The organism is uncultured Tenacibaculum sp., assembly GCF_947494125.1.
GTDB lineage: Bacteria > Bacteroidota > Bacteroidia > Flavobacteriales > Flavobacteriaceae > Polaribacter.
Genome location: NZ_CANLTU010000007.1, coordinates 75,060 through 100,081 on the forward strand (window position 1 = coordinate 75,060; position 25,022 = coordinate 100,081).

At 31.9% G+C, this 25,022-nt stretch carries 35 protein-coding genes and 1 riboswitch; of the genes, 6 read left to right on the top strand and 29 right to left on the bottom strand.

The genetic code is table 11. From position 1 onward, the window contains the following. Positions 1-43: 43 nt before the first annotated feature. A complete protein-coding gene (locus Q0881_RS12225; protein WP_299160642.1) occupies positions 44-562 on the top strand; it encodes a GNAT family N-acetyltransferase in 519 nt (172 codons plus the stop codon). Positions 563-665: 103 nt separating this feature from the next. Here Q0881_RS12225 and Q0881_RS12230 read toward each other — a convergent pair whose 3' ends face one another. Continuing rightward, positions 666-854 carry a hypothetical protein gene (locus tag Q0881_RS12230; RefSeq protein ID WP_299160644.1) on the bottom strand — a complete coding sequence of 63 codons (189 nt, stop codon included), beginning with the start codon at positions 852-854 and terminating at the stop codon, positions 666-668. Positions 855-1,070: 216 nt separating this feature from the next. Between Q0881_RS12230 and Q0881_RS12235 the strand changes: the two genes are divergently transcribed. The 3 genes from Q0881_RS12235 to Q0881_RS12245 all read left to right on the top strand — a co-directional run bounded on the left by Q0881_RS12235 (position 1,071) and on the right by Q0881_RS12245 (position 2,701). Further along, positions 1,071-1,655 carry a Crp/Fnr family transcriptional regulator gene (locus Q0881_RS12235; RefSeq protein ID WP_299160647.1) on the top strand — a complete coding sequence of 195 codons (585 nt, stop codon included), beginning with the start codon at positions 1,071-1,073 and terminating at the stop codon, positions 1,653-1,655. Positions 1,656-1,751: 96 nt separating this feature from the next. Next, a complete protein-coding gene (locus Q0881_RS12240) occupies positions 1,752-2,105 on the top strand; it encodes a nuclear transport factor 2 family protein (RefSeq protein ID WP_299160650.1) in 354 nt (117 codons plus the stop codon). 17 nt (positions 2,106-2,122) lie between these two features. Further along, positions 2,123-2,701 carry a YceI family protein gene (locus Q0881_RS12245; protein ID WP_299160652.1) on the top strand — a complete coding sequence of 193 codons (579 nt, stop codon included), beginning with the start codon at positions 2,123-2,125 and terminating at the stop codon, positions 2,699-2,701. Positions 2,702-2,813: 112 nt separating this feature from the next. On the opposite strand, the gene Q0881_RS12250 is transcribed toward Q0881_RS12245, so the two are convergent. The 8 genes from Q0881_RS12250 to thiS all read right to left on the bottom strand — a co-directional run bounded on the left by Q0881_RS12250 (position 2,814) and on the right by thiS (position 10,134). Beyond that, the gene (locus Q0881_RS12250) at positions 2,814-3,866 is read right to left on the bottom strand and encodes a HesA/MoeB/ThiF family protein (RefSeq protein ID WP_299160655.1); all 1,053 of its coding nucleotides are present in this window, start codon (positions 3,864-3,866) and stop codon (positions 2,814-2,816) included. Between the two features lie 62 nt (positions 3,867-3,928). After that, the gene (thiH, locus tag Q0881_RS12255; RefSeq protein WP_299160657.1) at positions 3,929-5,056 is read right to left on the bottom strand and encodes a 2-iminoacetate synthase ThiH; all 1,128 of its coding nucleotides are present in this window, start codon (positions 5,054-5,056) and stop codon (positions 3,929-3,931) included. 48 nt (positions 5,057-5,104) lie between these two features. After that, on the bottom strand, positions 5,105-5,875 hold the full coding sequence (locus Q0881_RS12260) for a thiazole synthase (protein ID WP_299160659.1): 771 nt from the start codon (positions 5,873-5,875) through the stop codon (positions 5,105-5,107). Positions 5,876-5,879: 4 nt separating this feature from the next. Next, positions 5,880-6,530, bottom strand: a complete 651-nt coding sequence (thiE, locus tag Q0881_RS12265; RefSeq protein ID WP_299160662.1) for a thiamine phosphate synthase — start codon at positions 6,528-6,530, stop codon at positions 5,880-5,882. 1 nt (position 6,531) lies between these two features. After that, complete coding sequence (locus Q0881_RS12270) at positions 6,532-7,299, bottom strand: bifunctional hydroxymethylpyrimidine kinase/phosphomethylpyrimidine kinase (protein ID WP_299160665.1); 768 nt, start codon at positions 7,297-7,299, stop codon at positions 6,532-6,534. Positions 7,300-7,347: 48 nt separating this feature from the next. Beyond that, the gene (locus Q0881_RS12275; protein WP_299160667.1) at positions 7,348-7,950 is read right to left on the bottom strand and encodes a thiamine phosphate synthase; all 603 of its coding nucleotides are present in this window, start codon (positions 7,948-7,950) and stop codon (positions 7,348-7,350) included. An 81-nt stretch (positions 7,951-8,031) separates the two neighbouring features. After that, entirely contained in the window at positions 8,032-9,888 is a 1,857-nt protein-coding gene (gene thiC, locus Q0881_RS12280; RefSeq protein ID WP_299160670.1) for a phosphomethylpyrimidine synthase ThiC, read from the bottom strand. A gap of 42 nt (positions 9,889-9,930) precedes the next feature. Beyond that, the gene (gene thiS, locus Q0881_RS12285) at positions 9,931-10,134 is read right to left on the bottom strand and encodes a sulfur carrier protein ThiS (RefSeq protein ID WP_299160673.1); all 204 of its coding nucleotides are present in this window, start codon (positions 10,132-10,134) and stop codon (positions 9,931-9,933) included. 62 nt (positions 10,135-10,196) lie between these two features. Further along, a riboswitch (TPP riboswitch) is annotated at positions 10,197-10,291 on the bottom strand. 197 nt (positions 10,292-10,488) lie between these two features. On the opposite strand from thiS, the gene Q0881_RS12290 reads away from it, so the two are divergent. Continuing rightward, on the top strand, positions 10,489-10,773 hold the full coding sequence (locus Q0881_RS12290; protein WP_299160676.1) for a hypothetical protein: 285 nt from the start codon (positions 10,489-10,491) through the stop codon (positions 10,771-10,773). Between the two features lie 17 nt (positions 10,774-10,790). After that, complete coding sequence (locus Q0881_RS12295) at positions 10,791-11,249, top strand: hypothetical protein (RefSeq protein WP_299160679.1); 459 nt, start codon at positions 10,791-10,793, stop codon at positions 11,247-11,249. A 74-nt stretch (positions 11,250-11,323) separates the two neighbouring features. Here the strand turns inward: Q0881_RS12295 and rocF are convergent, their stop codons facing one another. The 20 genes from rocF to rplE form a co-directional block, all read right to left on the bottom strand. Then, a complete protein-coding gene (rocF, locus tag Q0881_RS12300) occupies positions 11,324-12,277 on the bottom strand; it encodes an arginase (protein ID WP_299160682.1) in 954 nt (317 codons plus the stop codon). Between the two features lie 60 nt (positions 12,278-12,337). Next, a complete protein-coding gene (locus tag Q0881_RS12305) occupies positions 12,338-13,624 on the bottom strand; it encodes a citrate synthase (protein ID WP_299160685.1) in 1,287 nt (428 codons plus the stop codon). Between the two features lie 187 nt (positions 13,625-13,811). Further along, positions 13,812-15,101: a phosphopyruvate hydratase gene (gene eno, locus Q0881_RS12310; RefSeq protein WP_299160687.1), complete on the bottom strand. Its 1,290-nt coding sequence runs from the start codon at positions 15,099-15,101 to the stop codon at positions 13,812-13,814. Positions 15,102-15,225: 124 nt separating this feature from the next. After that, positions 15,226-16,341, bottom strand: a complete 1,116-nt coding sequence (gene carA, locus Q0881_RS12315; protein WP_299160690.1) for a glutamine-hydrolyzing carbamoyl-phosphate synthase small subunit — start codon at positions 16,339-16,341, stop codon at positions 15,226-15,228. 96 nt (positions 16,342-16,437) lie between these two features. Beyond that, a complete protein-coding gene (gene rplQ, locus Q0881_RS12320) occupies positions 16,438-16,911 on the bottom strand; it encodes a 50S ribosomal protein L17 (protein WP_299160693.1) in 474 nt (157 codons plus the stop codon). A 62-nt stretch (positions 16,912-16,973) separates the two neighbouring features. Then, positions 16,974-17,966, bottom strand: a complete 993-nt coding sequence (locus tag Q0881_RS12325; RefSeq protein WP_299160696.1) for a DNA-directed RNA polymerase subunit alpha — start codon at positions 17,964-17,966, stop codon at positions 16,974-16,976. A 96-nt stretch (positions 17,967-18,062) separates the two neighbouring features. Further along, positions 18,063-18,668, bottom strand: a complete 606-nt coding sequence (gene rpsD / locus Q0881_RS12330; protein ID WP_299160699.1) for a 30S ribosomal protein S4 — start codon at positions 18,666-18,668, stop codon at positions 18,063-18,065. A gap of 132 nt (positions 18,669-18,800) precedes the next feature. Further along, positions 18,801-19,187 carry a 30S ribosomal protein S11 gene (gene rpsK, locus Q0881_RS12335; RefSeq protein WP_047789818.1) on the bottom strand — a complete coding sequence of 129 codons (387 nt, stop codon included), beginning with the start codon at positions 19,185-19,187 and terminating at the stop codon, positions 18,801-18,803. Positions 19,188-19,269: 82 nt separating this feature from the next. Further along, positions 19,270-19,635, bottom strand: coding sequence for a 30S ribosomal protein S13 (gene rpsM, locus Q0881_RS12340; RefSeq protein WP_299160703.1), 366 nt, complete (start codon positions 19,633-19,635; stop codon positions 19,270-19,272). Next, positions 19,635-19,751 carry a type B 50S ribosomal protein L36 gene (gene ykgO, locus Q0881_RS12345; protein WP_073316873.1) on the bottom strand — a complete coding sequence of 39 codons (117 nt, stop codon included), beginning with the start codon at positions 19,749-19,751 and terminating at the stop codon, positions 19,635-19,637. The genes rpsM and ykgO overlap by 1 nt, the downstream gene beginning before the upstream one ends. Before the next feature lie 12 nt (positions 19,752-19,763). Then, positions 19,764-19,979 carry a translation initiation factor IF-1 gene (gene infA, locus Q0881_RS12350; protein ID WP_024740627.1) on the bottom strand — a complete coding sequence of 72 codons (216 nt, stop codon included), beginning with the start codon at positions 19,977-19,979 and terminating at the stop codon, positions 19,764-19,766. Position 19,980: 1 nt separating this feature from the next. Then, positions 19,981-21,300, bottom strand: a complete 1,320-nt coding sequence (gene secY, locus Q0881_RS12355) for a preprotein translocase subunit SecY (RefSeq protein ID WP_299160903.1) — start codon at positions 21,298-21,300, stop codon at positions 19,981-19,983. A gap of 12 nt (positions 21,301-21,312) precedes the next feature. Next, a complete protein-coding gene (gene rplO / locus Q0881_RS12360) occupies positions 21,313-21,762 on the bottom strand; it encodes a 50S ribosomal protein L15 (RefSeq protein WP_299160706.1) in 450 nt (149 codons plus the stop codon). Positions 21,763-21,776: 14 nt separating this feature from the next. Beyond that, complete coding sequence (gene rpmD / locus Q0881_RS12365) at positions 21,777-21,959, bottom strand: 50S ribosomal protein L30 (protein WP_299160709.1); 183 nt, start codon at positions 21,957-21,959, stop codon at positions 21,777-21,779. Positions 21,960-21,970: 11 nt separating this feature from the next. Next, positions 21,971-22,495: a 30S ribosomal protein S5 gene (gene rpsE, locus Q0881_RS12370; protein ID WP_299160905.1), complete on the bottom strand. Its 525-nt coding sequence runs from the start codon at positions 22,493-22,495 to the stop codon at positions 21,971-21,973. An 8-nt stretch (positions 22,496-22,503) separates the two neighbouring features. After that, positions 22,504-22,854, bottom strand: a complete 351-nt coding sequence (gene rplR / locus Q0881_RS12375; protein WP_299160711.1) for a 50S ribosomal protein L18 — start codon at positions 22,852-22,854, stop codon at positions 22,504-22,506. Between the two features lie 18 nt (positions 22,855-22,872). Beyond that, a complete protein-coding gene (rplF, locus tag Q0881_RS12380; RefSeq protein WP_299160713.1) occupies positions 22,873-23,418 on the bottom strand; it encodes a 50S ribosomal protein L6 in 546 nt (181 codons plus the stop codon). A gap of 12 nt (positions 23,419-23,430) precedes the next feature. After that, positions 23,431-23,829 (bottom strand): 30S ribosomal protein S8, encoded by a 399-nt coding sequence (rpsH, locus tag Q0881_RS12385; protein ID WP_299160715.1) that lies wholly within the window; start codon positions 23,827-23,829, stop codon positions 23,431-23,433. A gap of 367 nt (positions 23,830-24,196) precedes the next feature. Further along, entirely contained in the window at positions 24,197-24,466 is a 270-nt protein-coding gene (gene rpsN / locus Q0881_RS12390) for a 30S ribosomal protein S14 (protein ID WP_299160717.1), read from the bottom strand. Between the two features lie 3 nt (positions 24,467-24,469). After that, positions 24,470-25,021: a 50S ribosomal protein L5 gene (gene rplE, locus Q0881_RS12395; protein WP_299160720.1), complete on the bottom strand. Its 552-nt coding sequence runs from the start codon at positions 25,019-25,021 to the stop codon at positions 24,470-24,472. Between the last annotated feature and the right edge of the window lies 1 nt (position 25,022).

Consider the following 25,022-nt stretch of genomic DNA (forward strand, 5'->3'; position numbering starts at 1 on the left):
GCTATTCAATACAGTGAATCATACGTAAATATATTATTAATAAATGATCAAAATAATTGAAACTGAAAGGTTAATACTACGAGAACTAATGATTTCTGATGCAGAACCATTTTTTAATCTCAATGCTAACTCTGAAGTTATGAGGTATACAGGTGATCAACCTTTCTCTTCTATTTCTGATGCTGAATTATTCTTGAAAAATTATACTGATTATAAAAAAAATGGATTTGGACGCTGGGCAGTTATTCTAAAAGAATCAAATGAGTTTGTAGGTTGGTGTGGGTTAAAATTAAACGAAGAAGAATTCATTGATTTAGGTTTTCGTTTTTTTCAGAAAGATTGGGGGAAAGGCTATGCTACAGAAGCTGCTAAAGCTTCATTAAAATATGGTTTTAAAAATTTGAACCTTACTAATATAATAGGAAGAGCTTCTATTGACAATAAAGCTTCAGTAAGAGTTTTAGAAAAAATAGGAATGATTTTTTGGAAAAATGATAGTTGCAAAGGAATTGAAAATTCTGTTTATTATAAAATAAATAAAACACAGTATAACTCTTTATAGTTTCATTACTCCTAAATACTAAAAAGATGATAGCTAACACTTTTACGTATTAGCTATCATATAAATATATTTCTATATTAATTATCGTATTATACTTTCGATATTAGCAAACACAGTGAGACCAATCTAGACCGTATTTTTGTAACTGATCCTCTATATAATACTCTCTATCTCCGTCTCTCCAACTAGTTCTACAAAAATCGGCACAACTAAAGAATGGTCTTCCTCCTTTAATTTCTTCTTGATCTTTCTTGCTTAAAACTTTCCCTAGGTTTAAAATTTGTTCTTTCATAATAATGATATGTTTTTAATTACTCAAACATAGGCAATTAACAAAAAAACAATCGAGAAAAAACCTTACTATTAGTAAGGGAACACCCTCTTTATTAAAAGCTAATCTTTATTTTTTTAAGTACTTTAGCCATACATTAATGTCGGTATTAGTAAAAAAGTCGTACGTTAAAGAACTCGAAGCAGTTAAAAAGTAAATTTTTAGTTAGACGTTAAAATGAACAATAAACCTTTATTAGATTATATAAACAAACACATTCTTTTAACTCCAGAAGAAGAAGCTTTTCTGCTTTCTAAAATAACACACCGAAATTATCTTAAAGATCAATATATAGCACAACAAGGTGATGTATGTAAAACTGTTAATTTTATTGTCTCGGGATGTACAAAAACGTTTTATATGAATTTAGAAGGTCAGGAACATGTTATTATGTTTTCTATTGAAGATTGGTGGGCTTCTGATTTAGGTAGTTTTATAACTCAAACTCCTTCCGACTTTAATGTTCAATGTATAGAAAACACACAACTTATTCAATTTACCTTTGATAATCTAGAAGAATTGTATGCTGAAATCCCAAAACTTGAGCGTGTTTTTAGAAAAATTGTAGAACGTGCTTTTGTTGCTTCTCAAAAAAGAATTGTTAGAAACTTTAGTCTTTCTGCTAAAGAGCGTTATTTAATTTTTAAGAGTACATATCCAAAAATAGAACAGCGTGTACCTCAATATATGATTGCTTCCTACTTAGGTATTACCAAAGAATTTTTAAGTAAAATTAAAAGTCAGTTAATTCAAAATCAATAAATGTTAATCTAGTTTAACATCATTTCATAATCTACTTCATTTTTTATCTTTTTTATGCTTTAGATATTTGTACCATAATATTTAAAACTAAAAAAGATGAATACTTTATTAGAAAAAATCAGCTCAATTAACGATATGATTCTTCAAGGTAAAGCCTTAGAAGCTTTTGATCAATTTTATCATGACGATGTAGTTATGCAAGAAAACGACAATCCAATTGTTGAAGGTAAAATTGCCAATAGACAACGTGAAGAAGATTTTTTTGCTGCTATTACTGAATTTAGAGGTGCACAACCTTTAAAAGTTACTATTGGGGAAAATACTACAATGGTTGAATGGCATTTTGATTATACTCACAAAGATTGGGGTATTAGAAACTACACGCAAGTTGCTGTTCAAGATTGGAAGGATGGACAAATAATTAAAGAAAAATTTTATTACACAGCATAATTTTAAAAAACAATAGAATGAAAAATACAATCAAAAATATAGGCGCATTAGTAGTACTTTCTTTTCTTACATTTTCTTTTACAGGAATAAAAGAAACAAGAAAAGACATTAAAATAAAAAATAGTAACATTGTTTGGAAAGGATATAAAGTTACAGGTTCACATCAAGGAACGATCGCTTTAAAATCTGGTTCTTTAAACTTTAACAAAAAGAAATTAACTGGTGGAGAGTTTACTATAGATATGGCAAGTATTACTTGTACTGACTTAAATGGTGAATATAAAAACAAGTTAGAAGGACATTTAAAATCTGATGATTTCTTTGGAGTTAAGAAAAATCCAACAGCCTCTTTAGTTTTTAAAAACGTAAAGTCTACAGGAAAAAATTCTTATAAAATAAAAGGAAATTTAACGATTAAAGGAATTACCAAATCTGTAACACTTAACCTATCTATTTATGGAAATAAAGCAAATGCTACTTTAAAAATAGATAGATCTAAATACAATGTAAAATACGGATCTACAAGTTTCTTTGACGGTTTAAAAGACAAAGCTATTTATGATGAATTTGATTTAGTTGTTGATTTAGAGTTTTAACAAACTCTATAATGGTTTATTAAGTAAGGTTAGTAAAAAACCCATTAAATATAAGTTATGTTTAGTGGGTTTTAAATAAAAATTAGATTTTAAAAAATTCCTTTTTATATTTTTATCCTAATCCATTTTTTAAATTGATGAACTTTATTTCTTGTAGCTGTTCTTCTAAAAATGTGATGGCTTTTTTACTTCTCATTCCCGACTTACAATACACTACTATATTTTTTGTGGTATTTATTTCTGTATATCGTTGTTGTAATTCTCCTAATGGAATATGGTTACCACCAATATGATTTTGCTCACGCTCCCAATCTTCTCTAACATCTAAAAGATTATACTTTTCAGTATTTTCTTCTAACTCAGCTAATGTTATTTCGTTTGCTATTGTTTTAATTCCACAGAAAAAATCGTAATCCTCTTCCAACGTAGTTACTTTTGATTTTGCTGTTTTTTCAAAATTCAAAATCATTTGACGCATGTTTAAGGTATTATACATTAAAAGCTTATTCGCTAATACCTCTCCAATACCACAAATTATTTTTATAACTTCATTCGCTTGAAAACTTCCTATAATCCCTGGTAATACACCCAATACTCCTATTTGAGAACAATTTGGCGATTCTTCTGGTTTTGGTGGCGTTGGATATAAACATCTATATGTTGCACTTTCGTTATAATTAAATACGCTTACTTGTCCTTCAAACTTAAAGATTGCTCCATATACTAACGGTTTATTGGTTAGCACGGCAGCATCATTGGTTAAATATCGAGTTGAAAAATTATCGCTTCCATCTACAATTACATCATATGCTTTAAACATTGCAATTGCATTTGTTCTTGTTAGTTTTTCTTTATAAACATTAAACTGGATAAATGGATTTAATTTTGACAATCGTTTTGCAGCGCTTTCTGCTTTTGAGAATCCTATATCGTCTATCGTATACAATATCTGACGCTGTAAATTACTTTGATCTACCTCATCATCGTCCATAATTCCAATCGTACCAACACCAGCCGCAGTTAAATATTGTAACATTGGACATCCTAGGCCTCCTGCTCCAATTACTAAAACTTTAGCTTGTTTTAATTTTTGCTGCCCTTCTACGCCTATTTTATCTAAAATAAGGTGACGATTGTATTGTTTTTGTTCTTCTTTTGTAAACATATTTCCTTTTACAATTATGCAACTTATAATTCTTAGTGCTCTTAATAATTTTAGTATTTCTTTTAACTAAAAACTTCCCAATCTTTCCAAACTACTTCTAATCCTTGTTCTTTAAGCATGGTTACCACTTCCTCTGTGCTTCGTTCGTCTGAGGTTTCAAATTGCTCTAGTGATTGTGGTTCAACACTGTAACCTCCAGGGTTGGTTTTCGATTCTGCACTTATAGAAGTTGCCCCTAAATTAACAATATTATTTCTAAATACTTCACTTTCTCTGGTTGACATAGATAGTTCTAAATCTTCATCAAATAATCTAAAAGCACATATCAATTGTACCAAATCTGCATCGGTCATTTCAACTTTTGGTTCTAGTCCTCCTGAATGTGGTCGTAAACGTGGAAATGATATTGAGTATTTTGTTTTCCAATAAGTCTTCTGTAAATATTTTAAATGTAAAGCTGTAAAAAAACTATCGGCTCTCCAATCTTCTAATCCAAACAATACGCCTAATCCTATTTTATGAATCCCTGCTTTTCCTAAACGATCTGGAGTATCTAATCGATATTCAAAATTAGATTTTTTCCCTTTCGGGTGGTGCTTTTTATATTCTTCCTTATGATATGTTTCCTGGTATACTAATACGGCATACAATCCATTTTCAATCAATAATTCATATTCTTCTTGATCTAATGGTTGTACTTCAATAGTAATATTAGAAAACTGAGAACGTATTACTTGTATTGCATTTTTTATATATTCAACTCCAACAGTTTTATTTGCTTCTCCTGTTACTAATAGAATATGATCGTATCCTTTTTCTTTTAAAAAAGCTACTTCTTTTAATATTTCTGCATCTGTTAACGTTCGGCGCGGAATTTTGTTTGTTAAGCTAAAACCACAATACGTACAAATATTTTGACACTCGTTACTTAAATACATGGGAGCATACATTTGTATGGTATTTCCAAATCGCTTTTTAGTTAGCATTCGGCTTTTTTGTGCCATTTGCTCTAAATATGGTTTCGCAGCTGGTGATATTAGCGCTTTAAAATCTTCTGAATCTAATTTTTCTTTTGCTAAAGCTTGCTCCACCTCTTCTGAAGTTTTTTCAAAAATACTTTGGAGTGTTGTATCCCAATTATATAGATTGAATACACTCTTAAATGTACTCTCTTTCTGTTTTTCTTCCATTATCATTGTAAATGAAGTATAGTAACGTAATTCCTCCTTGTAATGACGTTAATTTAAAAAACTAGTTAATGGGCTACTTGCTTCTGCTTCCTTCCTTACAGGTGCTAATTTTGCTTCATAAGCCATTCTTCCTGCTTCTACTGCTTTTTTAAATGCTTTTGCCATTGCTACTGGGTTTTGCGACACTGCGATAGCTGTATTTACCAATACTGCATCTGCTCCTATTTCCATAGCATGTGCTGCATGCGAAGGCGCTCCTATTCCTGCATCTACAATAACTGGCACATTAGATTGTTCTATTATTATTTCTAAAAACTCTAATGTTTTTAATCCTTTATTGCTTCCTATAGGTGCTCCTAATGGCATTACACACTGTGCTCCCACTTCTTCCAAACGCTTACATAAAACAGAATCTGCATGAATATAAGGCATTACTACAAAACCTTGTTTTACCAATTCTTCTGCTGCTTTTAAAGTTTCAATTGGGTCAGGTAATAAATATCTTGGGTCTGGATGTATTTCTAATTTCACCCAATTTGTTTCCAATGCTTCTCTTGATAATTCTGCTGCAAAAACTGCTTCTTTTGCCGTTCGTACTCCTGATGTATTTGGTAATAAATTTATTCTTGAATGATTCAAATGCGTTAATATATCATCTTCGTCATTCTGTACGTTTACTCTTTTTAAAGCAACTGTTATTAGTTCACTTTCCGATGCCAATAAGGCTTCTCTCATTAACTGTGAGGTACTAAACTTTCCTGTTCCTGTAAATAAACGTGAAGTAAAGTTTTTATCAGCTATTGTTAATTTTGTACTCATAGCCCTATTTATTATCTCCCATTTTATACACTTGCTCTTGCGTACTTGGTGCCTTTAAAATTTGATGAAAAACTGGAATACTTGTAAAATCGTTAGTTATTGCTCCAGAAACTGCTACTCCATAAACACCTGCTTTTATAATTTCTGTAACGTCATCTAAAGTAATTCCGCCAACAGCTATAATAGGTGTTTCTGTTTTTAATTCCTCAACTAATACTTTATACCCTGCAATTCCTATAACTGGGCTTAAATTCTTTTTTGTTTCTGTATATTGAAAAGGTCCTAATCCTATATAATCTACTTTTTTTTCTAGTAACTTCTTACAATCTTCTAAAGTATTTGCTGTACTACCAATGCTATAAAACTTCCCCAAATAGGCACGTACTTTTAATGGGCAAGCGTCATTATTTCCTAAATGCACCCCATCAGCATTTACTTCTTTTGCTACTTTATAGTAATCGTTTATAATTAATCTTGTTTGGTAATGTCCCGTTATTTCCCTTGCCTTTTTAGCCGTTTCTAAAATTGTTTTCGGGTCTTGTTTTTTTAATCGAAGTTGTACCCACTCCGCCCCAGATGAGCATGCTTTTTGAATGTTTTCTAAATGTTCTTCCGGTGTATTTCCTTGTGATATATACTGTAACTTACTTACCATATTATTTATAATTATGAACTCCTAATAAGGTTTCATTTGAATTTAAAAATTGTTCTGTATACCATTTTGCTGCTTTACAAGCATCTTCTAATGATTTTTCTTTTAGCAAATTTGCTGCTAATGCTGCTGATAAAACGCAACCACTTCCATGTTTTTCAAAAACTGAATCTACATTTGGAGGAATGTTCATTTTTACAATTTTACTGTAATACACTTCATCCCATCCTTTTTTTTCTGTTCGATGTCCGCCTTTTAAATATACGTTAGTTTTTTCTGAAATAAAATCAATTGTTTCTTCTATTGCCTTCTTTGGAAACAATACTTTTATCTCTTCATAATTAGGCGTTATAAATTCGCACTCTATCAATACTTTTTCTAAAACTTCTAAGTTTTCTTCTGAATGAAATTTAAAACCTGCACTTGCTTTTAATATTGGATCTAAAATTATTTTTATTGTAGGGTTTAACTTTTTTAAAACTTCTACAATCTCCAATAATATTTCCCACGATTGAATAATTCCTATTTTAACTACAGATATTGTAAACCGATTAAAGAGAACTTCTATTTGATTTATAATCATTTCCTTTTCAACCCATTTACAAGCTTTAAAGTCAATATCATTTTGAACTGTTACTGCTGTACATACCGATAATCCATACAAATTATGAGCTTCAAATGTTTTAATATCTGAAGTAATTCCTGCGCCACTTGAAGGATCTAAACCAGCTATTGTTAGAATGTAGTCTTTAATATCTTTTTTAATAGTCATTGCGAAACCTTGCTAAATCTTGAAGTTATCTATTCTTTGTTTAAACACTTACTTCTTTATGTTTTCCTCGTAATGAGACTTTATTTCTTTAAAACTTTCTACTGGATTTTCCGAGTTCCATACACCACCTAAAACCCCTATTCCTTGAAAACCTAGCTCTAGTATTTCTTTTATCGTTGTTGTATTTATACCTCCCATACCTACAATAGTTTTGTCTATATCGTTTACATCAAAACCTCTCCCTTCGTATCCTTTTTTTGATATTGATGAAAATACAGGGCTCAATAAATGATAATCAAATTCTATATCACAAACAGCTAATTCTTCTGATTCATGAAATGAACTACTCATTGTTTTTCCCAACATATTCAACCCTATAAAATATTGATTTCCATTCTCTAGAGCGTCACGCCTTTTTTGTTCTTGAAAATGAATTCCTTTTAAATTGAATTCATTAATTAATTCATGAAAATAATGTGTTATAATTCTATCATGATATTGAATATCTATCTCATTTAAAAACTTAACATGCTCTTCATAATTTTTATAAGGCTTCCTTAAATGATAATATTCCAATCCTTCTTCAAATAATTGATGTAGGATTTTGATTTCATTTTCTATATCTTTTTCTGGAGCTATTAAAACAATCATGAATTTTTAATTACGTGTTGAGAATTATGAGTTACAAATATCTAACTATATATTAATTTGTAACTCATAATTAACAATTGATTATAGATATACTTCTGATCCTTTATCTTTAAACTCTTGTGATTTTTCTTCCATTCCTTTTGCAAATACTTCATCTCCTTCTACTTTATTTACAGCTGCAAAATCACGTACTTCTTGTGATATTTTCATAGAACAAAACTTTGGTCCACACATTGAGCAGAAATGTGCAATTTTTGCTCCTTCTGCTGGTAATGTTTCATCATGATATTCTCTTGCTAATTCTGGATCTAATCCTAAATTAAACTGATCTTCCCAACGGAATTCAAAACGTGCTTTACTCAATGCATCGTCTCTATGTTGCGCTCCTGGATGTCCTTTTGCTAAATCTGCTGCATGTGCTGCTAGTTTATACGTTACTACACCCGTTCGTACATCATCTTTATTTGGTAAACCTAAATGTTCTTTTGGAGTTACATAGCATAACATTGCACATCCAAACCATCCAATCATTGCTGCACCTATTCCTGATGTTATATGATCATAACCTGGTGCAATGTCTGTTGTTAAAGGGCCTAAAGTATAAAATGGCGCTTCATCACATGCTTCCAATTGCTTATCCATATTTGCTTTTATCATATGCATTGGAACATGACCTGGGCCTTCTATAAAACACTGAACTTCGTGTTTTCTTGCAATTTTAGTTAGCTCTCCTAAAGTTTCTAATTCTGCAAATTGCGCTTCATCATTCGCATCTGCTATAGATCCTGGGCGTAATCCATCTCCTAATGAAAATGCAACATCGTAGGCTTTCATAATCTCACAAATCTCTTCAAAATGTGTATATAAAAAGCTTTCTTTATGGTGCGCTAAACACCATTTTGCCATGATTGAACCTCCTCGAGAAACGATTCCTGTTATTCGTTTTGCTGTCATAGGTACATAACGCAAACGCACTCCAGCATGGATGGTAAAATAGTCTACACCTTGTTCTGCTTGTTCAATTAAAGTATCTTTAAATATTTCCCATGTTAAGTCTTCTGCAACACCATTTACTTTTTCTAAGGCTTGATAAATTGGTACAGTACCTACTGGAACTGGAGAATTACGGATAATCCATTCACGTGTTTCATGAATATTTTTACCTGTAGATAAGTCCATGATATTATCAGCTCCCCAACGACAAGCCCATACTGCTTTTTCAACTTCTTCTTCTATTGATGACGATGTTGCTGAGTTTCCAATATTTGCATTTATTTTGACTAAGAAGTTTCTTCCTAAAATCATAGGTTCAGCTTCAGGATGATTTATGTTTGAAGGTATTACCGCACGTCCTCTTGCAACTTCTTCTCTTACAAACTCTGCGGTAACTTTTGCTGGAATACTTGCTCCGAAATCTTGTCCTGGATGTTGTTTTGATAAACGTGTTATTTCATCTATTCGTTGATTTTCTCGAATAGCTATGTATTCCATTTCTGGAGTAATGATTCCTTTTTTTGCATAATATAATTGAGTTACATTTTGTCCTTTCTTTGCCCTCTTTGGTTTGTTTTTAAAATTGAATCGTAAATGATCTAAACTTGTATTGTTTAATCGTTCGTTACAATACTCTGAAGAAAAGGTTTCTAATTGCTCTACATCCCCTCTATTTAAAATCCACTCGTCTCTAATACGCTCCAACCCATTATGAATATTTATTTCACTAGTTGGATCTGTGTATGGTCCTGATGTATCGTAAACTGTTACAGGTTCATTTGCTGTTCTTTTTTTGGTCATTGAGTCTACAGTATCGCTTAACTCAATTTCACGCATCGCTACTTTTATTTGCGGATGTATTTTTCCTTGAACATATATTTTCTTTGAACTAGGAAAAGGTTGTCTAGTTACGCCTTTGCTTGGTGCTGTATCTTTTTTCTTCATACTTCTATTTAATGATTCAAATTAGTTGTTGTTACTTATTTTTTATCCTCCTTGAGTTGATTTAATAATTAAAACTTCGTCATTATCCTCAAGGTTTTCTGAAATCCAATTTTCTTTTTTTATGACATTGTTATTTACAGCCAAAGCAATACCCTTTGTTTGAATTTTTAGAGAAACTATTAATTCCTTTACTGTTAAATTATTTGAAAACTGGTGTTTATTTTCGTTTACTTTAATTAAAATCATGTTCGATATTTAAAGTAAACTATAGAAGAATATCTAGTACCGATTTACATCGCATACTAAATTTTAAGATACTAACTTTTTCCTACGCTGGTGTTAACCATATCAGGTTCTAAGGATATTTCTCAAACTAGTTTCCTAGCTACTCCTAAAGCTTACAGTTACAAATGTAAGTATTTTTTTATTCAGTTCAACATATTTGAAACTACTATAAAATAATCAAAATTATTCATTCAATAAAAAGAAAAAAACTAAAATATAAAAAGCTAAAAACCAGAACATAAAGGGGTTAAACCCCCTGTAAAAAGAAACACTTTGCTATTAGCTTTGGTAACCTAATCACAAACTTTATATATTATGAAAACTGAAACTTTAACAGAAAACCAAACATTAGTTGGAGGATGGTCTCCGTACACAGCTTTAACTGCAGAAGACCGTAAGGTATTTGATGAAGCTACTGCTGGTTTAGTAGGTGTTAAGTATGCTCCTCAACTAGTTTCTAAGCAAGTTGTTGCTGGAGTAAATTACCGTTTTAAATGTGAAGCATCTATGCCTCCTTCAATGGTAGTATGGGAAGCTATTGTAGAAATATTCCAACCTTTAGGTCAAAAACCTCATGTTGTTGGTATTATTCGTTTATAATTAAAAAAATAAATACTATGTCTACAATAATTCCACAAGTAATTGATTCTAACAATGAATTAGAAAAATTATCAACTGGAGATATCGGTATCATTGCTGAATATGCCTTTCAGAATCCTTATTCTATAAATGGTCCTTTTGGTACAATGAAACTAACACTTTCTAACGATACTGTTTCTAATGAAAATATTGCTATTGGCACTATTAAAATTAATACTTTATGGGGACTAGGTTCAACAACTAATCTTCATTTTGAAAGTACTGATGATTTTAATGGAAGTACTGGATATACTTCTGTTAATGCTGAATCAAAAGGAACTATTACTATTCGTCCGAATCCTCCGAAATTAATTAGAGCTAAGGTTAACATTTCATTAAAACCTGGGTTTCAAGAAGGCACATTAAGTGTTGAAGGTTTCTTTGAAGACTTTCAAATAAAAGCTACTTATGTTCATTATTCAAATGAGAATAATTAATTTTTCATTTTTTATGAAAACAAAAACGAGCCTTATAATAAGGCTCGTTTTATTTTACTGAAATAATTTATCAGTTATATTTTCTCAATTTTTTTAGTTACTTCTTGAAGTACTTCGAAAGCAGTTTCTGCCATTTTATTTCCTTTAAGATCTAATAATGGATTTACTTCTACAAATTCAACACAAGCAACTTTTTTACTATCTAATAGTTTATTTATAATTGCTATTATTTCATACTGATCGAATCCTTTTGGTACGGGTGTTCCTGTACCGTAAGAAATCATATCACAATCCATCGCATCAACATCAAAAGAAACATAAATAACATCGCAATCTGATAATTTATCTAAAGCTTCTTGTACACAAACTTCTAATCCACGGTATCGAACTTCTGCAACCATATAGTTCTTAATACCATGCTTTTCCATTTGTTTATTTTCTGGCTCTTCTGTATCACGAACTCCAAAAAACACAACATCCTCTGGCATAACTTTTTGTCCTGGTGTTCCTATGTTCTTCATTCTATCCCATAACTCTGCAGTCTCTCTATCTACATCGTTTATTTGGCAGTCTAAATTATCATCTGCAATAGCTGCCGATAAAGGCATTCCGTGAATATTTCCTGATGGCGAAGTATAAGGTGAATGTAAATCTCCATGAGCATCAATCCAAACCACACCTACTCTTTTTGTAGGATATGCCGCTTTTACACCACTTATGGTTCCCAAAGCTGATGAATGATCTCCTGAAATTACAATAGGAAATTTACCTTCTTGTAAATTTACTTTTACGTGGTTACTTAATCTTTTACATTGATTAAAAACACTATTTATTCGTTTAGCAAATGAATTATTCTTTTTATTGTAAATAGATTCATTTTCTGTAATTACATCTTCAAATTCATAAGAATCAAAATAACTACTGCTTTGATTAATCGCTGCTATTTCTATTGCATCAACTCCCATATCAGATCCACGTGTTCCTGCTCCAATATCTGATCTATTTTTAATAATTTTAATTTCTTTCATTACCAATTATATTAAATAAAAAAATGTCATTTAAATTTTAAATGACACCTTTTTGTTATTTTATCTTTTACTTAGTTTTACAAAATCTCTGTGGTTTTCACCTGTATAAATTTGACGTGGACGACCGATTGGTTCTTTTCCTAAACGCATTTCTCTCCATTGAGCAATCCATCCTGGTAAACGTCCTAAAGCAAACATTACTGTAAACATTTCTACTGGAATTCCCATTGCTCTGTATATAATTCCTGAATAGAAATCTACATTCGGATATAACTTACGTTTTACGAAATACTCATCGTTTAATGCTTCTTGCTCTAATGATTTAGCTATTTCTAAAATTGGATCATCTATTCCTAAATCAGCTAATACTTCATCTGCAGCTACCTTAATGATTTTTGCTCTTGGATCAAAGTTTTTGTAAACTCTATGTCCGAATCCCATTAAACGGAATGGATCATTTTTATCTTTAGCTTTCGCCATGTATTTTTTAGTATCCCCACCATCATTCTTTATCGCTTCTAACATTTCTAACACAGCTTGGTTTGCTCCACCATGTAATGGACCCCATAAAGCTGAAATTCCTGCTGATAATGATGCAAATAAACCTGCATGTGACGACCCTACTATTCTTACTGTAGATGTAGAACAGTTTTGTTCGTGGTCTGCATGTAAAATTAATAACTTATCTAATGCGTCTTTAATGATTGGATTCATCTCATAATCTTCATTAGGCTGCTCAAACATCATTTTCATAATGTTTTCTACATATCCTAATTTCTTAGATCCATAATTTAAAGGCAATCCTTGTTTTTTACGCATTGCCCAAGCTACTAATACTGGAAACTTAGCTAATATTTTTACAATAGCATTATACATCTCTTCTTCAGAATCTACATTTACTGAAGTTGGATTAAATGCTACTAATGCACTTGTTAATGATGATAACACTCCCATTGGGTGTGCATTCTTAGGAAAAGCTTCAATAATTTTCTTTACATCTTCATCTACAATCGCTTTTGAACGAATATCGTTATGAAACTTTTCTAATTGTTCTTTTGTTGGTAACTCTCCAAAAATTAATAAGAAAGCTACTTCTAAAAAGTCTGCTTTTTCTGCTAAATCTTCTATAGCATAACCTCTATAACGTAAAATACCTTCTTCTCCATTTAAAAATGTAATAGCACTTTGGCAAGAACCTGTATTTTTATATCCTGGATCGATAGTAATAATACCTCCAGAAGCTCCTCTCAATGTTTTAATATCAATTGCAGTTTCATTTTCGGTTCCAGTAATTAATGGGAACTCATACGTATTTTCGCCAATTTGTAATTTTGCTATATCTGCCATTTTATCTCTTAAAATTTTTATTAATGAAGTGAGTTGCGAAGATACCATTTTTTGTAAGATTTTAAAAATTGGTGTCGATAGATTTTTAATATCAAAAAATAAGAACTACCTATAATATAATTCGTTAAAAAACAAAAAACCTTGTTAGATTAACTAACAAGGTTTGAATATATTATTTACTATATTTTTACTTTATTTTAAAAGCTTTCTCTTGTGGAAAAAAAGCAACTCCACCTAATTCTTCTTCAATACGTAATAATTGATTGTATTTAGCCATACGATCTGAACGAGATGCTGAACCTGTTTTAATTTGCCCTGTATTTAACGCTACTGCTAAATCTGCAATTGTATTGTCTTCAGTTTCTCCTGAACGGTGACTCATAACTGAAGTAAACCCTGCATTATGTGCCATGTTTACCGCTGCAATTGTTTCTGTTAAAGTTCCAATTTGGTTTACTTTAATTAAAATTGAATTTGCGATTCCGTTTTCAATTCCTCTCGATAAACGCTCTACATTCGTTACAAATAAATCATCTCCAACTAACTGTACTTTATCTCCACAAATTTCTGTTAAGTATTTCCATCCTTCCCAGTCATTTTCATCCATTCCATCTTCTATCGATATAATTGGATACTTCTCTGCTAATGCAGCTAAGTAATCTGCTTGTTCTTTACTTGAACGAATTTCTCCTTTTGAACCTTCAAACTTTGTATAATCATACTTACCATCAACATAAAATTCAGCTGCGGCACAATCTAAAGCAATCATTACTTCATCTCCAAACGCATATCCTGCATTTTTTGTAGCCAAAGCTATTGTTTCAATTGCATCCTCAGTTCCTTCTAATGTTGGTGCAAACCCTCCTTCATCTCCAACTGCTGTAGATAAATTACGATCGTGTAATACTTTCTTTAAGTTATGAAAGATTTCTGAACCAACCTGCATTGCTTCTGTAAAATTCTTTGCTTTAACTGGCATTACCATAAATTCTTGAAATGCAATTGGTGCATCTGAATGCGAACCTCCATTGATAATATTCATCATTGGAACTGGCAATGTATTTGCTGATACACCACCAACATAACGGTATAAAGGTAAACCTAATTCATTTGCTGCTGCTTTTGCTGCCGCTAATGATACTCCTAAAATAGCATTGGCACCTAATTTAGATTTATTTGGTGTTCCATCTAAATCAATCATTAATTGATCGATCATATTTTGTTCAAAAACCGATACTCCTAATAATTCTTGAGCTATAAGTGTATTTACATTTTCAACTGCTTTTAACACTCCTTTACCCATATATTTATCACCTCCATCGCGCAATTCAACCGCTTCATGCTCTCCTGTTGATGCTCCAGATGGTACTGCAGCTCTACCCATAACTCCATTTTCCGTAGTTACATCTACTTCTACTGTTGGATTACCTCTTGAATCGAAAATTTGACGTGCGTGAATGTTGATTATAATACTCATAATTGTTTATTTTTAATATAGATTCCCGTGAATTTAAACTCACGGGAATGCTAATTTTATACTTGCTAATTTACTAATTGTGGTTGATTATTGGTTATTTGTATATAACTAATTACGAAAACGTTTACGCTCCAACCTTTGCTTTCTTTATATTTTCTATAAACTGATCGAATAAATATTCTGAATCATGTGGTCCTGGACTTGCCTCTGGATGGTACTGTACAGAAAATACATTTTTAGATTTCATTCTAATTCCAGCTACCGTATGATCATTTAAATGTACATGTGTAATCTCTACATCTTTATGAGCTTCTGTTTCTTCTCTATTTATAGCAAATCCATGGTTTTGAGAAGTAATCTCACCTTTTCCTGTAATTTGGTTCTTTACTGGGTGATTAATTCCTCTATGTCCATTATGCATTTTATATGTAGAAATACCATTTGCTAATGCTATTACTTGGTGTCCTAAACAAATTCCAAATAATGGTAAATTTCTTTCTATAATTTCTTTTGCTGTTTTTTGAGCATCTACTAATGGTTCTGGATCACCAGGTCCATTTGAAATAAAATAACCATCTGGATTAAAATCGCTCATTTGATCAAAACTAGCATTGTAAGGGTATACTTTTACATAAGCACCTCTTTTTACTAAATTTCTTAAGATATTTTTTTTAATTCCAATATCTAATGCAGAAATTTTAATTGGTGAATTTTCATCTCCAACAAAATAAGGTTCTTTAGTTGAAACTTTAGAGGCTAATTCTAACCCTTCCATATTTGGAATTCCTGCTAATTGTTTCTTTAGCTCTTCTATATTATCAGTTTCTGTTGAAATAATTGCATTCATTGCTCCATTATCTCTAATATAAGAAACTAATGCTCTAGTATCTACATCAGATATAGCAACTAAATTGTGCTTTTCAAACCAATCATATAAATTGCTATCAGAATCTACTCTTGAATGTGTAAAACTAAAATTACGACAAATTAAGCCTGATATTTTAATACCATCCGATTCATTTTCTTCATTATTAATTCCATAGTTACCGATATGTGCATTTGTAGCCACCATCATTTGTCCAAAATAAGATGGATCGGTAAATATTTCTTGATAACCTGTCATTCCAGTATTGAAACAAATCTCTCCAGTAGATGTTCCTTCTATTCCAATTGACTTTCCGTAGAAGATAGTTCCATCTGCTAATAGAACTAATGCTTTTTTACGTTGTTGATATTTCATTTAGTGTGTTGTGTAATTTGTATGCAAAAATATATAAAAAAAGGGATAAACATTAAATGTTTATCCCTTTGATATAATTTATAAAAATTTTCATTTTTATTCTTCTTCTTGTGAAGTTTGAGTTTCAACAGCAGCTTCAACTTTCTTCGCACCACCACGACGGCTACGACGAGTATTCTTTTTAGCTTTGTTTCCTTTTGGATCGTATAACTCGTTATAATCAACTAATTCTACCATTGCCATAGAAGCGTTATCTCCTTGACGGTTTCCTAACTTGATGATACGTACATATCCTCCTGGTCTGTCTGCAACTTTTACAGAAATCTCTTTAAATAATTCTGTTACAGCCTCTTTACTACGTAAATAACTAAATACTACACGACGGTTGTGTGTTGTGTCTTCTTTAGACTTCGTAATTAAAGGTTCAACAAACTTACGTAAAGCTTTAGCCTTAGCTACAGTTGTGTTAATACGCTTGTGCTCTATTAAAGAACAAGTCATATTTGCTAACATCGCTTTTCTGTGCGCTGTTTGTCTTCCTAAATGATTAAATTTCTTTCCGTGTCTCATGACATTTGGGTTTTAGCTCTCATCTTGCTTCTACCCTCTAAAGGGGAGCAAAATATGAAAGGTTAATCTCTATCTAATTTGTATTTGCTTAAATCCATTCCAAAACTTAAGTTTTTATTCGCCACTAACTCATCTAATTCAGTTAATGATTTTTTACCAAAGTTTCTAAATTTCATTAAATCGCTCTTGTTAAATGATACTAAATCTCCTAAAGTATCTACTTCTGCAGCTTTTAAACAGTTTAAAGCACGAACTGATAAATCCATATCAACTAATTTCGTCTTTAATAACTGACGCATATGTAATGATTCCTCATCATATGTTTCAGTTTGAGCAATTTCATCTGCCTCTAAAGTGATACGCTCATCTGAGAATAACATAAAGTGGTGGATTAAAATTTTTGCTGCCTCTGTTAATGCATCTTTTGGATTGATAGAACCATCAGTATCGATATCGAAAACTAATTTTTCGTAATCTGTCTTTTGTTCTACACGGAAATTTTCAACAGCATATTTCACATTCTTTATAGGAGTGTAAATTGAATCTGTAAAAATTGTTCCTAAAGGTGCCCCTGCTCTTTTGTTTTCTTCTGCTGGTACAAAACCCCTACCTTTTTCAATAGTAATTTCTGCATTGAAATTTACTGACTTATCCATGTTACAAATTACTAAATCTGGATTTAGCACTTGAAAACCTGAGATAAATTTTTGTAAATCTCCAGCTGTTAATTGTTCCTGACCAGATACCGCTATTGATACTGTTTCTCTGTCTGACTCTTCAATTTGTTTCTTAAAACGAACTTGTTTTAAATTTAAGATGATTTCTGTTACATCTTCTACAACTCCTTGAATTGTTGAGAACTCATGATCAACACCGTCAACACGTAATGATGTAATTGCAAACCCTTCTAAAGAAGATAATAATACTCTTCTTAAAGCGTTACCAATTGTTAATCCAAAACCTGGTTCAAGAGGTCTGAATTCGAATCTTCCAGAAAAATCTGTAGATTCAATCATTATTACTTTGTCAGGCTTTTGGAAATTTAAAATTGCCATATATTTTCTTCTTTTTAATTGTTATTCAGTTGCGCGGTCTAAAAGCGTGAAGAAGTGCTAATAGACCCTTTGGCTGAATTCCAATATAATTAATTATTACTTAGAATATAATTCTACGATTAACTGTTCTTTGATATTTTCAGGAATCTGTAATCTCTCTGGAGCCTTAATGAAAGTTCCAGATTTTTGATCTGAATTCCAACTTAACCACTCATAAACATTACTATTAGATGCTAAAGAGTTTTCGATAGCTTCTAATGATTTAGATTTTTCTCTAACAGCAACAACATCTCCATCTTTTAAGCTATAAGAAGGTATGTTTACGATTTCACCATTAACAGTAATATGACGGTGAGAAACTAATTGACGTCCAGCTCTTCTTGAATTTGCAATTCCTAAACGGAATACAACATTATCTAAACGAGATTCACATAATTGTAATAAAACCTCACCTGTAATTCCTTTAGAAGCTGATGCTTTTTTGAATAAGTTACTAAACTGACGCTCTAAAATACCGTAAGAGTATTTTGCTTTTTGCTTTTCCATTAACTGGATTGCATATTCAGATTTTTTCCCTCTTCTTCTTGCATTTCCATGTTGTCCTGGAGGAAAATTTCTTTTTTCGAAGCTTTTATCTTCTCCGAAAATTGCTTCGCCAAATTTACGAGCAATCTTAGTTTTTGGTCCTGTATATCTTGCCATTTCTTGTTAATTTAGTAGGGATTATGAATTAAGGCTAACTCCTTCGATAATCTTATTCCTACTTTGTTTAAAATATAATTTATTTGTGCACAAAAGTACACTGAAATAAAATATAAGTTGATTTAAATCAACTTATACTCTTCTTCTTTTAGGTGGACGACATCCATTATGAGGAATTGGTGTAACATCAATGATTTCTGTTACTTCGATTCCTGAATTGTGGATAGATCTGATTGCAGATTCTCTACCGTTACCTGGTCCTTTAACGTACACTTTTACTTTACGTAAACCTGCTTCTTTTGCAACGTTTGCACAATCTTCTGCGGCTAATTGAGCTGCGTATGGAGTGTTCTTTTTAGAACCTCTAAAACCCATTTTACCTGCAGATGACCAAGAAATAACGTCACCTTTTTTATTTGTTAAAGAAATAATAATATTGTTGAAAGATGCAGTTACGTGAGCTTCACCAACTGATTCTATTACAACTTTACGTTTTTTTGTTACTTTAGACTTTGCCATGATTATTATAGTTTTAGTAATTTAGTTTTCTAACCTTATAGTTTTTAATAAACTATTATTAGATCTTTATTACTTATCTAACTTATTTTTTCTTGTTAGCTACAGTTTTTCTCTTACCTTTTCTTGTACGAGAGTTATTCTTAGTTCTCTGTCCTCTTAAAGGAAGCCCTAATCTGTGACGAATACCTCTTTGACATCCGATGTCCATTAAACGTTTAATGTTTAATTGAACTTCTGAACGCAATTCACCTTCGATAGTAAAAGTTCCAACTTGCTCACGAATCGCTGCAATTTGATCATCAGTCCAATCTTGAACTTTGATACTCTCATCTATATTTGCAGTTGCTAAAACTTCTTTAGCTCTGCTGTTTCCTATACCAAAGATGTAAGTTAAAGCGATAACACCTCTTTTATTCTTTGGAATATCTATACCTGCTATTCTTGCCATTACCCTTGTCTTTGTTTAAATCTAGGATTCTTTTTGTTAATTACGTATAATCTGCCTTTTCTACGTACAATCTTGCACTCGGCACTTCTTTTCTTTAATGATGCTCTTACTTTCATCAGTGTGTTTTTTTAATATCTGTAAGTAATTCTTGCCTTTGATAAATCGTACGGACTCATTTCTAACTTTACCTTGTCTCCTGGTAATAGTTTGATATAATGCATACGCATTTTACCTGAAATATGAGCCGTAACAATATGTCCGTTCTCTAATTCTACTCGAAACATCGCATTTGATAATGCTTCTGTAATAGTTCCGTCTTGTTGAATTGCTGGTTGCTTAGCCATATTATTTTAACGATTTTCTGTTACTGTTACCTGTTTTCATTAAACCATCATAACGACTGTTTAATAAATACGAATTGATTTGCTGAATGGTATCTATTGCAACTCCAACCATAATGATTAAAGAAGTACCTCCAAAAAACATTGCCCAGTTTTGAGTAACTCCAAACTTAACAATAATTGCAGGTAAAATAGATAACGCTGCTAAAAAGATAGATCCTGGTAAAGTTATTTTCGACAATACTGAATCTAAATAGTTAGCTGTTTCTTCTCCTGGTTTATATCCAGGAACAAAACCATTACTTCTTTTTAAGTCTTCAGCCATTTTATTTGTAGGGATTGTAATCGCCGTATAAAAATAACTAAAAATAATAATTAAGAAAGCAAATATAACATTGTACCATAACCCGAAATTATCAGTTAAACTAGCCAATGCTGGGAATTTTTGTCCTAAAGCTACAGGTAAAAACATAATAGCTTGTGCAAAAATAATTGGCATTACACCAGCAGCATTCAATTTTAATGGAATGTACTGACGAGCGCCATCAACATCTTTAATGTTTGTAACTGCTGTACGACGAGCATATTGAACTGCTACTTTACGTACTGCGGTAACTAATAATACGGTTAACAAGATTACTACAAACCAAACTATTAATTCGATTAAAATCATCATTATTCCTCCTGCACCGGCTGTTTGCTTAGAAACTAATTCTTGAATAAATGCTGCTGGGAAATTAGCAATAATACCTACAGTAATTAATAACGAAATTCCGTTACCAACCCCTTTATCAGTAATACGCTCTCCTAACCACATCGCAAAAATTGTACCTGCGCTTAAAAGGATAATTGATGACACCCAAAATGTTGCTCCTGTTACTAAGAATGCTTCAGGTCCTAATCCCATTTGGTTTTGAATAATTCCAATATAGGTTGGTGCTTGAAACAACGTAATAGCAATTGTTAACCATCTTGTTATTTGTGTAATCTTCTTACGTCCACTTTCTCCATCTTTTTGTAATTTCTGTAAATACGGTACCGCGATACCCATTAATTGAACTACAATAGATGCAGAAATATAAGGCATTATACCAAGTGCCATTACTGACGCTCTAGCAAATGCCCCACCTGTAAATGCGTTTAATAAACCTAAAAGTCCACTAGAAGTACTGTCTTGTAATGCTGATAACTGTGTAGGGTCAATTCCGGGTAATGGAACTGCCGCCATAAAACGGTATACAGCAATTAAACCTAAGGTTAAAAGTAATTTCTCTTTTAACTCTTCTATCTTCCAAATGTCTTTTAAAGTATTTATAAAATTCATCATTTACAATTCTTATAAGGTAACTGCCTCACCACCTGCAGCTTCAATAGCCGCTTTTGCTGATCCAGTAAATTTATGTACAGTTATATTTAATTTAACCTTTAACTCACCACCACCTAATATTTTTACTAAGTCGTTCTTACGAGCTAAACGGTTTTCTACTAAAACGTCTAAATTAACTGTATCTTTAATTTTTCCGCTATCTACTAATCCTTGTAACTTGTCTAAATTAACACCAACATACTCTTTACGATTAATGTTTGTGAAACCAAATTTAGGCACACGTCTTTGAAGTGGCATTTGTCCTCCTTCAAATCCTATTTTACGAGAATAACCAGAACGAGATTTTTGACCATTATGACCTCTAGTAGCAGTACCACCTTTACCAGAACCTTCACCACGTGCAATTCTCTTAACTTTCTTAACAGATCCCTCTGCCGGTTTTAAGTTGTGTAAACTCATGATTATATATTGTCTTATTTAACTTCCTCTACGGAAATTAAGTGTTTAACTGTATTTACCATACCAATAATAGAAGGAGTTGCCTCGTGTTCTACTGTTTGGTTCATTCTACGTAAACCTAACGCCTCTAACGTTCTTTTTTGATTTTTAAGGCGACCGATTTGACTTTTTACTTGTGTAACTTTAATTTTACTCATCGTCTTAAATTTTAACCGTTAAAAACTTTCTCTAAAGATATACCTCTTTGCTTAGCAATAGTTGCTGCGCTACGTAACTGTAATAAAGCATCGAAAGTTGCTTTTACTACGTTATGTGGGTTAGATGATCCTTGAGATTTAGATAATACATCCTTAATACCAACTGATTCTAATACTGAACGTACTGCACCACCGGCGATAACCCCCGTACCATGTGAAGCTGGCTTAAGGAACACTTTTGCTCCACCAAACTTACCTTTTTGTTCGTGAGGTAAAGTTCCATCTAAAATAGGAATGCGCACTAAATTTTTCTTTGCATCTTCTACTGCTTTAGCAATTGCAGAAGCAACATCTTTAGACTTTCCTAATCCGTGACCTACAACTCCATTACCATCACCAACTACTACGATAGCAGAGAAACCAAATGCTCTACCTCCTTTAGTTACTTTAGTAACACGTTGTACACCAACTAATTTATCTACAAGCTCTAATCCGCTTGGTTTTACTCTTTCTACGTTTTTATATCCTAACATAATATAATTTCTTAAAATTTTAAACCAGCTTCTCTAGCAGCTTCTGCTAATACTTTAACTCTACCGTGATATAAAAATCCATTTCTATCAAAAGAAACAGTTTCTACTCCTGCTTTAACTGCTTTTTCAGCAATTGATTTACCTACTGCTGTAGCAGCTTCTGCTTTAGAGCTAGATGTAATTCCTTTATCTCTTGATGATGCTGCTACTAATGTTACTCCAGCAACGTCATCAACTAATTGAGCATAGATTTCTTTATTACTTCTAAAAACTGATAACCTTGGTTTAGCAGCCGTTCCTGTAACAACTTTTCTAATTCTATACTTAATTCGTTGTCTTCTTTCAAGCTTTGATAATGCCATAATAATTTCTCTTATTTATTATGCAGATTTACCTGCTTTTCTTCTTAATACTTCTCCTACAAACTTAATTCCTTTTCCTTTATAAGGCTCTGGCTTACGGAAACCACGGATTTTTGCTGCAACCTGACCTACTAATTGTTTGTCAAATGAAGATAATTTAATGATTGGATTTTTACCTTTTTCAGATATTGTCTCAACCTTAACTTCTGGAGCTAAATTTAATACTATGTTATGAGAAAAACCTAAAGCTAAATCTAATTTTTGCCCTTGATTAGATGCTCTATAACCTACACCTACTAACTCTAGTTCTTTAGTATAACCTTTAGTAACACCCTCAATCATATTATTGATTAAAGCACGATATAAACCGTGTGCTGCTCTATCGTCTTTACTATCTGATGCTCTCTCTACTGTTAAAACACCTTCTTCAATTTTCACAGTAATATCAGACTTTAACTCTTGAGTTAATTCTCCTAATTTACCTTTTACTGTAACCACGTTTCCGTCTACTTTTACTTCAACACCTTGTGGTAATGCGATTGGATTTTTTCCTATTCTACTCATTGTACAAAGCGATTAATAAACGTAACATAATACTTCCCCACCAACATTCTCTAGTTTTGCTTTCTTGTTTGTCATTACACCTCTAGATGTAGAAACAATAGCAATACCTAAACCGTTTAATACTCTTGGCATCTCTTTAGAACCAACGTATTTACGTAAACCTGGTGTTGAAATTCTTTGAATCTTTCTGATTACTGATTCTTTCGTGTCTCGGTCGTATTTTAAAGCGATCTTGATAGTTCCTTGAACTTTATCATCATTAAATTGATAGCTTAAAATGTAACCTTGATCGAACAAAATTTTCGTCATTTCCTTCTTCAATTTTGAAGCAGGAATCTCAACTACTCTGTGATTTGCTGCAATAGCATTTCTCACTCGAGTAAGAAAATCCGCGATTGGATCTGTATACATAATTAATTAAATTTCGGTTTTGGTTTTCAATAATATTGTTACTGAACCTTAAACCAGTTAATATTCATTTTTTGCTTTTCAGAAATAAATCACTTATAAGCCTTTGCTATTTTACAAGCAGTTACTTACAAGACATAATTTACCCTATAAAAAACAGAGTGCAAATATACATATTTTTTTTAAAAATCAAACGTTTTTAAAGCTTATCATTTTGAGTCTTAATTTATTGACTTGTTTTGATAATGTTTTTTTTTAAAACGCCTCCTTTAAACACACATATTATCGACCATTAAAAGTATTATATAAAACAAAAAAGGTGCACAACTTTTATAGTTGTACACCTTTTGATTTTTATAAAAACATGCTTTTACCAGCTTGCTTTTTTCACTCCTGGAATTAATCCTTGGTTAGCCATTTCACGAAAAGTAACACGTGAAATTCCGAACTGACGCATATATCCTTTTGGACGCCCTGTTAATTTACAACGATTGTGCATTCTAACTGGTGATGCATTCTTTGGTAATTTTTGTAATGCTTCGTAGTCTCCAGCCTCTTTTAAAGCTTTTCTCTTTTCTGCATACTTAGCTACCACTTTAGCTCTTTTGCGCTCACGCGCTTTCATTGATTCTTTAGCCATCTTTTAGTTCTTTTTAAATGGTAAACCTAATTCTCCTAATAATGATTTAGCTTCTTTATCAGTGTTTGCAGATGTTACAAAAGTAATATCCATACCACTAATCTTTTTTACTTGATCAATATTAATTTCAGGATAGATGATTTGTTCAGTAATTCCTAAGTTGTAATTACCTCTACCATCAAAACCGTTAGCTTTGATTCCGTTAAAATCTCTTACACGTGGTAAAGAAGCTGTAACTAATCTATCTAAAAATTCGTACATTTTAACTCCTCTTAACGTAACTTTTGCACCAATTGGCATCCCTTTACGTAATTTGAAGTTTGCAACGTCTTTTTTAGAAATAGTTGAAACTGCTTTTTGACCTGTAATTGTAGTTAACTCGTCAATTGCGTATTCTATTAATTTCTTATCTGCTATAGCTGCACCAACACCTTTACTTACAACAATCTTCTGTAAACTAGGCACTTGCATTACATTACTATAACCGAATTCATCAGTAAGAGCTTTGATAACTCTGCTCTTGTACTCTTCTTTTAATCTTGGTACGTAACTCATG

Excerpts from the sequence above, each read along its gene's own strand:
- rpmD (WP_299160709.1), bottom strand. The coding sequence starts at position 21,959 with ATGAGTAAAATTAAAGTTACACAAGTAAAAAGTCAAATCGGTCGCCTT.
- ykgO (WP_073316873.1), bottom strand. The coding sequence starts at position 19,751 with ATGAAAGTAAGAGCATCATTAAAGAAAAGAAGTGCCGAGTGCAAGATT.
- carA (WP_299160690.1), bottom strand. The coding sequence starts at position 16,341 with ATGAAATATCAACAACGTAAAAAAGCATTAGTTCTATTAGCAGATGGA.
- Q0881_RS12230 (WP_299160644.1), bottom strand. The coding sequence starts at position 854 with ATGAAAGAACAAATTTTAAACCTAGGGAAAGTTTTAAGCAAGAAAGAT.
- rplE (WP_299160720.1), bottom strand. The coding sequence starts at position 25,021 with ATGAGTTACGTACCAAGATTAAAAGAAGAGTACAAGAGCAGAGTTATC.
- Q0881_RS12235 (WP_299160647.1), top strand. The coding sequence starts at position 1,071 with ATGAACAATAAACCTTTATTAGATTATATAAACAAACACATTCTTTTA.
- rplO (WP_299160706.1), bottom strand. The coding sequence starts at position 21,762 with ATGAGTTTACACAACTTAAAACCGGCAGAGGGATCTGTTAAGAAAGTT.
- rpsD (WP_299160699.1), bottom strand. The coding sequence starts at position 18,668 with ATGGCAAGATATACAGGACCAAAAACTAAGATTGCTCGTAAATTTGGC.
- Q0881_RS12275 (WP_299160667.1), bottom strand. The coding sequence starts at position 7,950 with ATGATTGTTTTAATAGCTCCAGAAAAAGATATAGAAAATGAAATCAAA.
- rpsH (WP_299160715.1), bottom strand. The coding sequence starts at position 23,829 with ATGTATACAGATCCAATCGCGGATTTTCTTACTCGAGTGAGAAATGCT.
- thiS (WP_299160673.1), bottom strand. The coding sequence starts at position 10,134 with ATGATTTTAATTAAAGTAAACGAAAATAAACACCAGTTTTCAAATAAT.
- rplF (WP_299160713.1), bottom strand. The coding sequence starts at position 23,418 with ATGAGTAGAATAGGAAAAAATCCAATCGCATTACCACAAGGTGTTGAA.
- thiE (WP_299160662.1), bottom strand. The coding sequence starts at position 6,530 with ATGGTAAGTAAGTTACAGTATATATCACAAGGAAATACACCGGAAGAA.
- rplR (WP_299160711.1), bottom strand. The coding sequence starts at position 22,854 with ATGGCATTATCAAAGCTTGAAAGAAGACAACGAATTAAGTATAGAATT.
- Q0881_RS12225 (WP_299160642.1), top strand. The coding sequence starts at position 44 with ATGATCAAAATAATTGAAACTGAAAGGTTAATACTACGAGAACTAATG.
- secY (WP_299160903.1), bottom strand. The coding sequence starts at position 21,300 with ATGAATTTTATAAATACTTTAAAAGACATTTGGAAGATAGAAGAGTTA.
- rocF (WP_299160682.1), bottom strand. The coding sequence starts at position 12,277 with ATGAAAGAAATTAAAATTATTAAAAATAGATCAGATATTGGAGCAGGA.
- eno (WP_299160687.1), bottom strand. The coding sequence starts at position 15,101 with ATGAGTATTATAATCAACATTCACGCACGTCAAATTTTCGATTCAAGA.
- Q0881_RS12245 (WP_299160652.1), top strand. The coding sequence starts at position 2,123 with ATGAAAAATACAATCAAAAATATAGGCGCATTAGTAGTACTTTCTTTT.
- Q0881_RS12240 (WP_299160650.1), top strand. The coding sequence starts at position 1,752 with ATGAATACTTTATTAGAAAAAATCAGCTCAATTAACGATATGATTCTT.
- Q0881_RS12325 (WP_299160696.1), bottom strand. The coding sequence starts at position 17,966 with ATGGCAATTTTAAATTTCCAAAAGCCTGACAAAGTAATAATGATTGAA.
- rplQ (WP_299160693.1), bottom strand. The coding sequence starts at position 16,911 with ATGAGACACGGAAAGAAATTTAATCATTTAGGAAGACAAACAGCGCAC.
- rpsN (WP_299160717.1), bottom strand. The coding sequence starts at position 24,466 with ATGGCTAAAGAATCAATGAAAGCGCGTGAGCGCAAAAGAGCTAAAGTG.
- Q0881_RS12260 (WP_299160659.1), bottom strand. The coding sequence starts at position 5,875 with ATGAGTACAAAATTAACAATAGCTGATAAAAACTTTACTTCACGTTTA.
- thiH (WP_299160657.1), bottom strand. The coding sequence starts at position 5,056 with ATGGAAGAAAAACAGAAAGAGAGTACATTTAAGAGTGTATTCAATCTA.
- Q0881_RS12290 (WP_299160676.1), top strand. The coding sequence starts at position 10,489 with ATGAAAACTGAAACTTTAACAGAAAACCAAACATTAGTTGGAGGATGG.
- Q0881_RS12270 (WP_299160665.1), bottom strand. The coding sequence starts at position 7,299 with ATGACTATTAAAAAAGATATTAAAGACTACATTCTAACAATAGCTGGT.
- rpsK (WP_047789818.1), bottom strand. The coding sequence starts at position 19,187 with ATGGCAAAGTCTAAAGTAACAAAAAAACGTAAAGTTGTAATAGAATCA.
- Q0881_RS12305 (WP_299160685.1), bottom strand. The coding sequence starts at position 13,624 with ATGGCAGATATAGCAAAATTACAAATTGGCGAAAATACGTATGAGTTC.
- Q0881_RS12250 (WP_299160655.1), bottom strand. The coding sequence starts at position 3,866 with ATGTTTACAAAAGAAGAACAAAAACAATACAATCGTCACCTTATTTTA.
- rpsM (WP_299160703.1), bottom strand. The coding sequence starts at position 19,635 with ATGGCAAGAATAGCAGGTATAGATATTCCAAAGAATAAAAGAGGTGTT.
- Q0881_RS12295 (WP_299160679.1), top strand. The coding sequence starts at position 10,791 with ATGTCTACAATAATTCCACAAGTAATTGATTCTAACAATGAATTAGAA.
- infA (WP_024740627.1), bottom strand. The coding sequence starts at position 19,979 with ATGGCTAAGCAACCAGCAATTCAACAAGACGGAACTATTACAGAAGCA.
- thiC (WP_299160670.1), bottom strand. The coding sequence starts at position 9,888 with ATGAAGAAAAAAGATACAGCACCAAGCAAAGGCGTAACTAGACAACCT.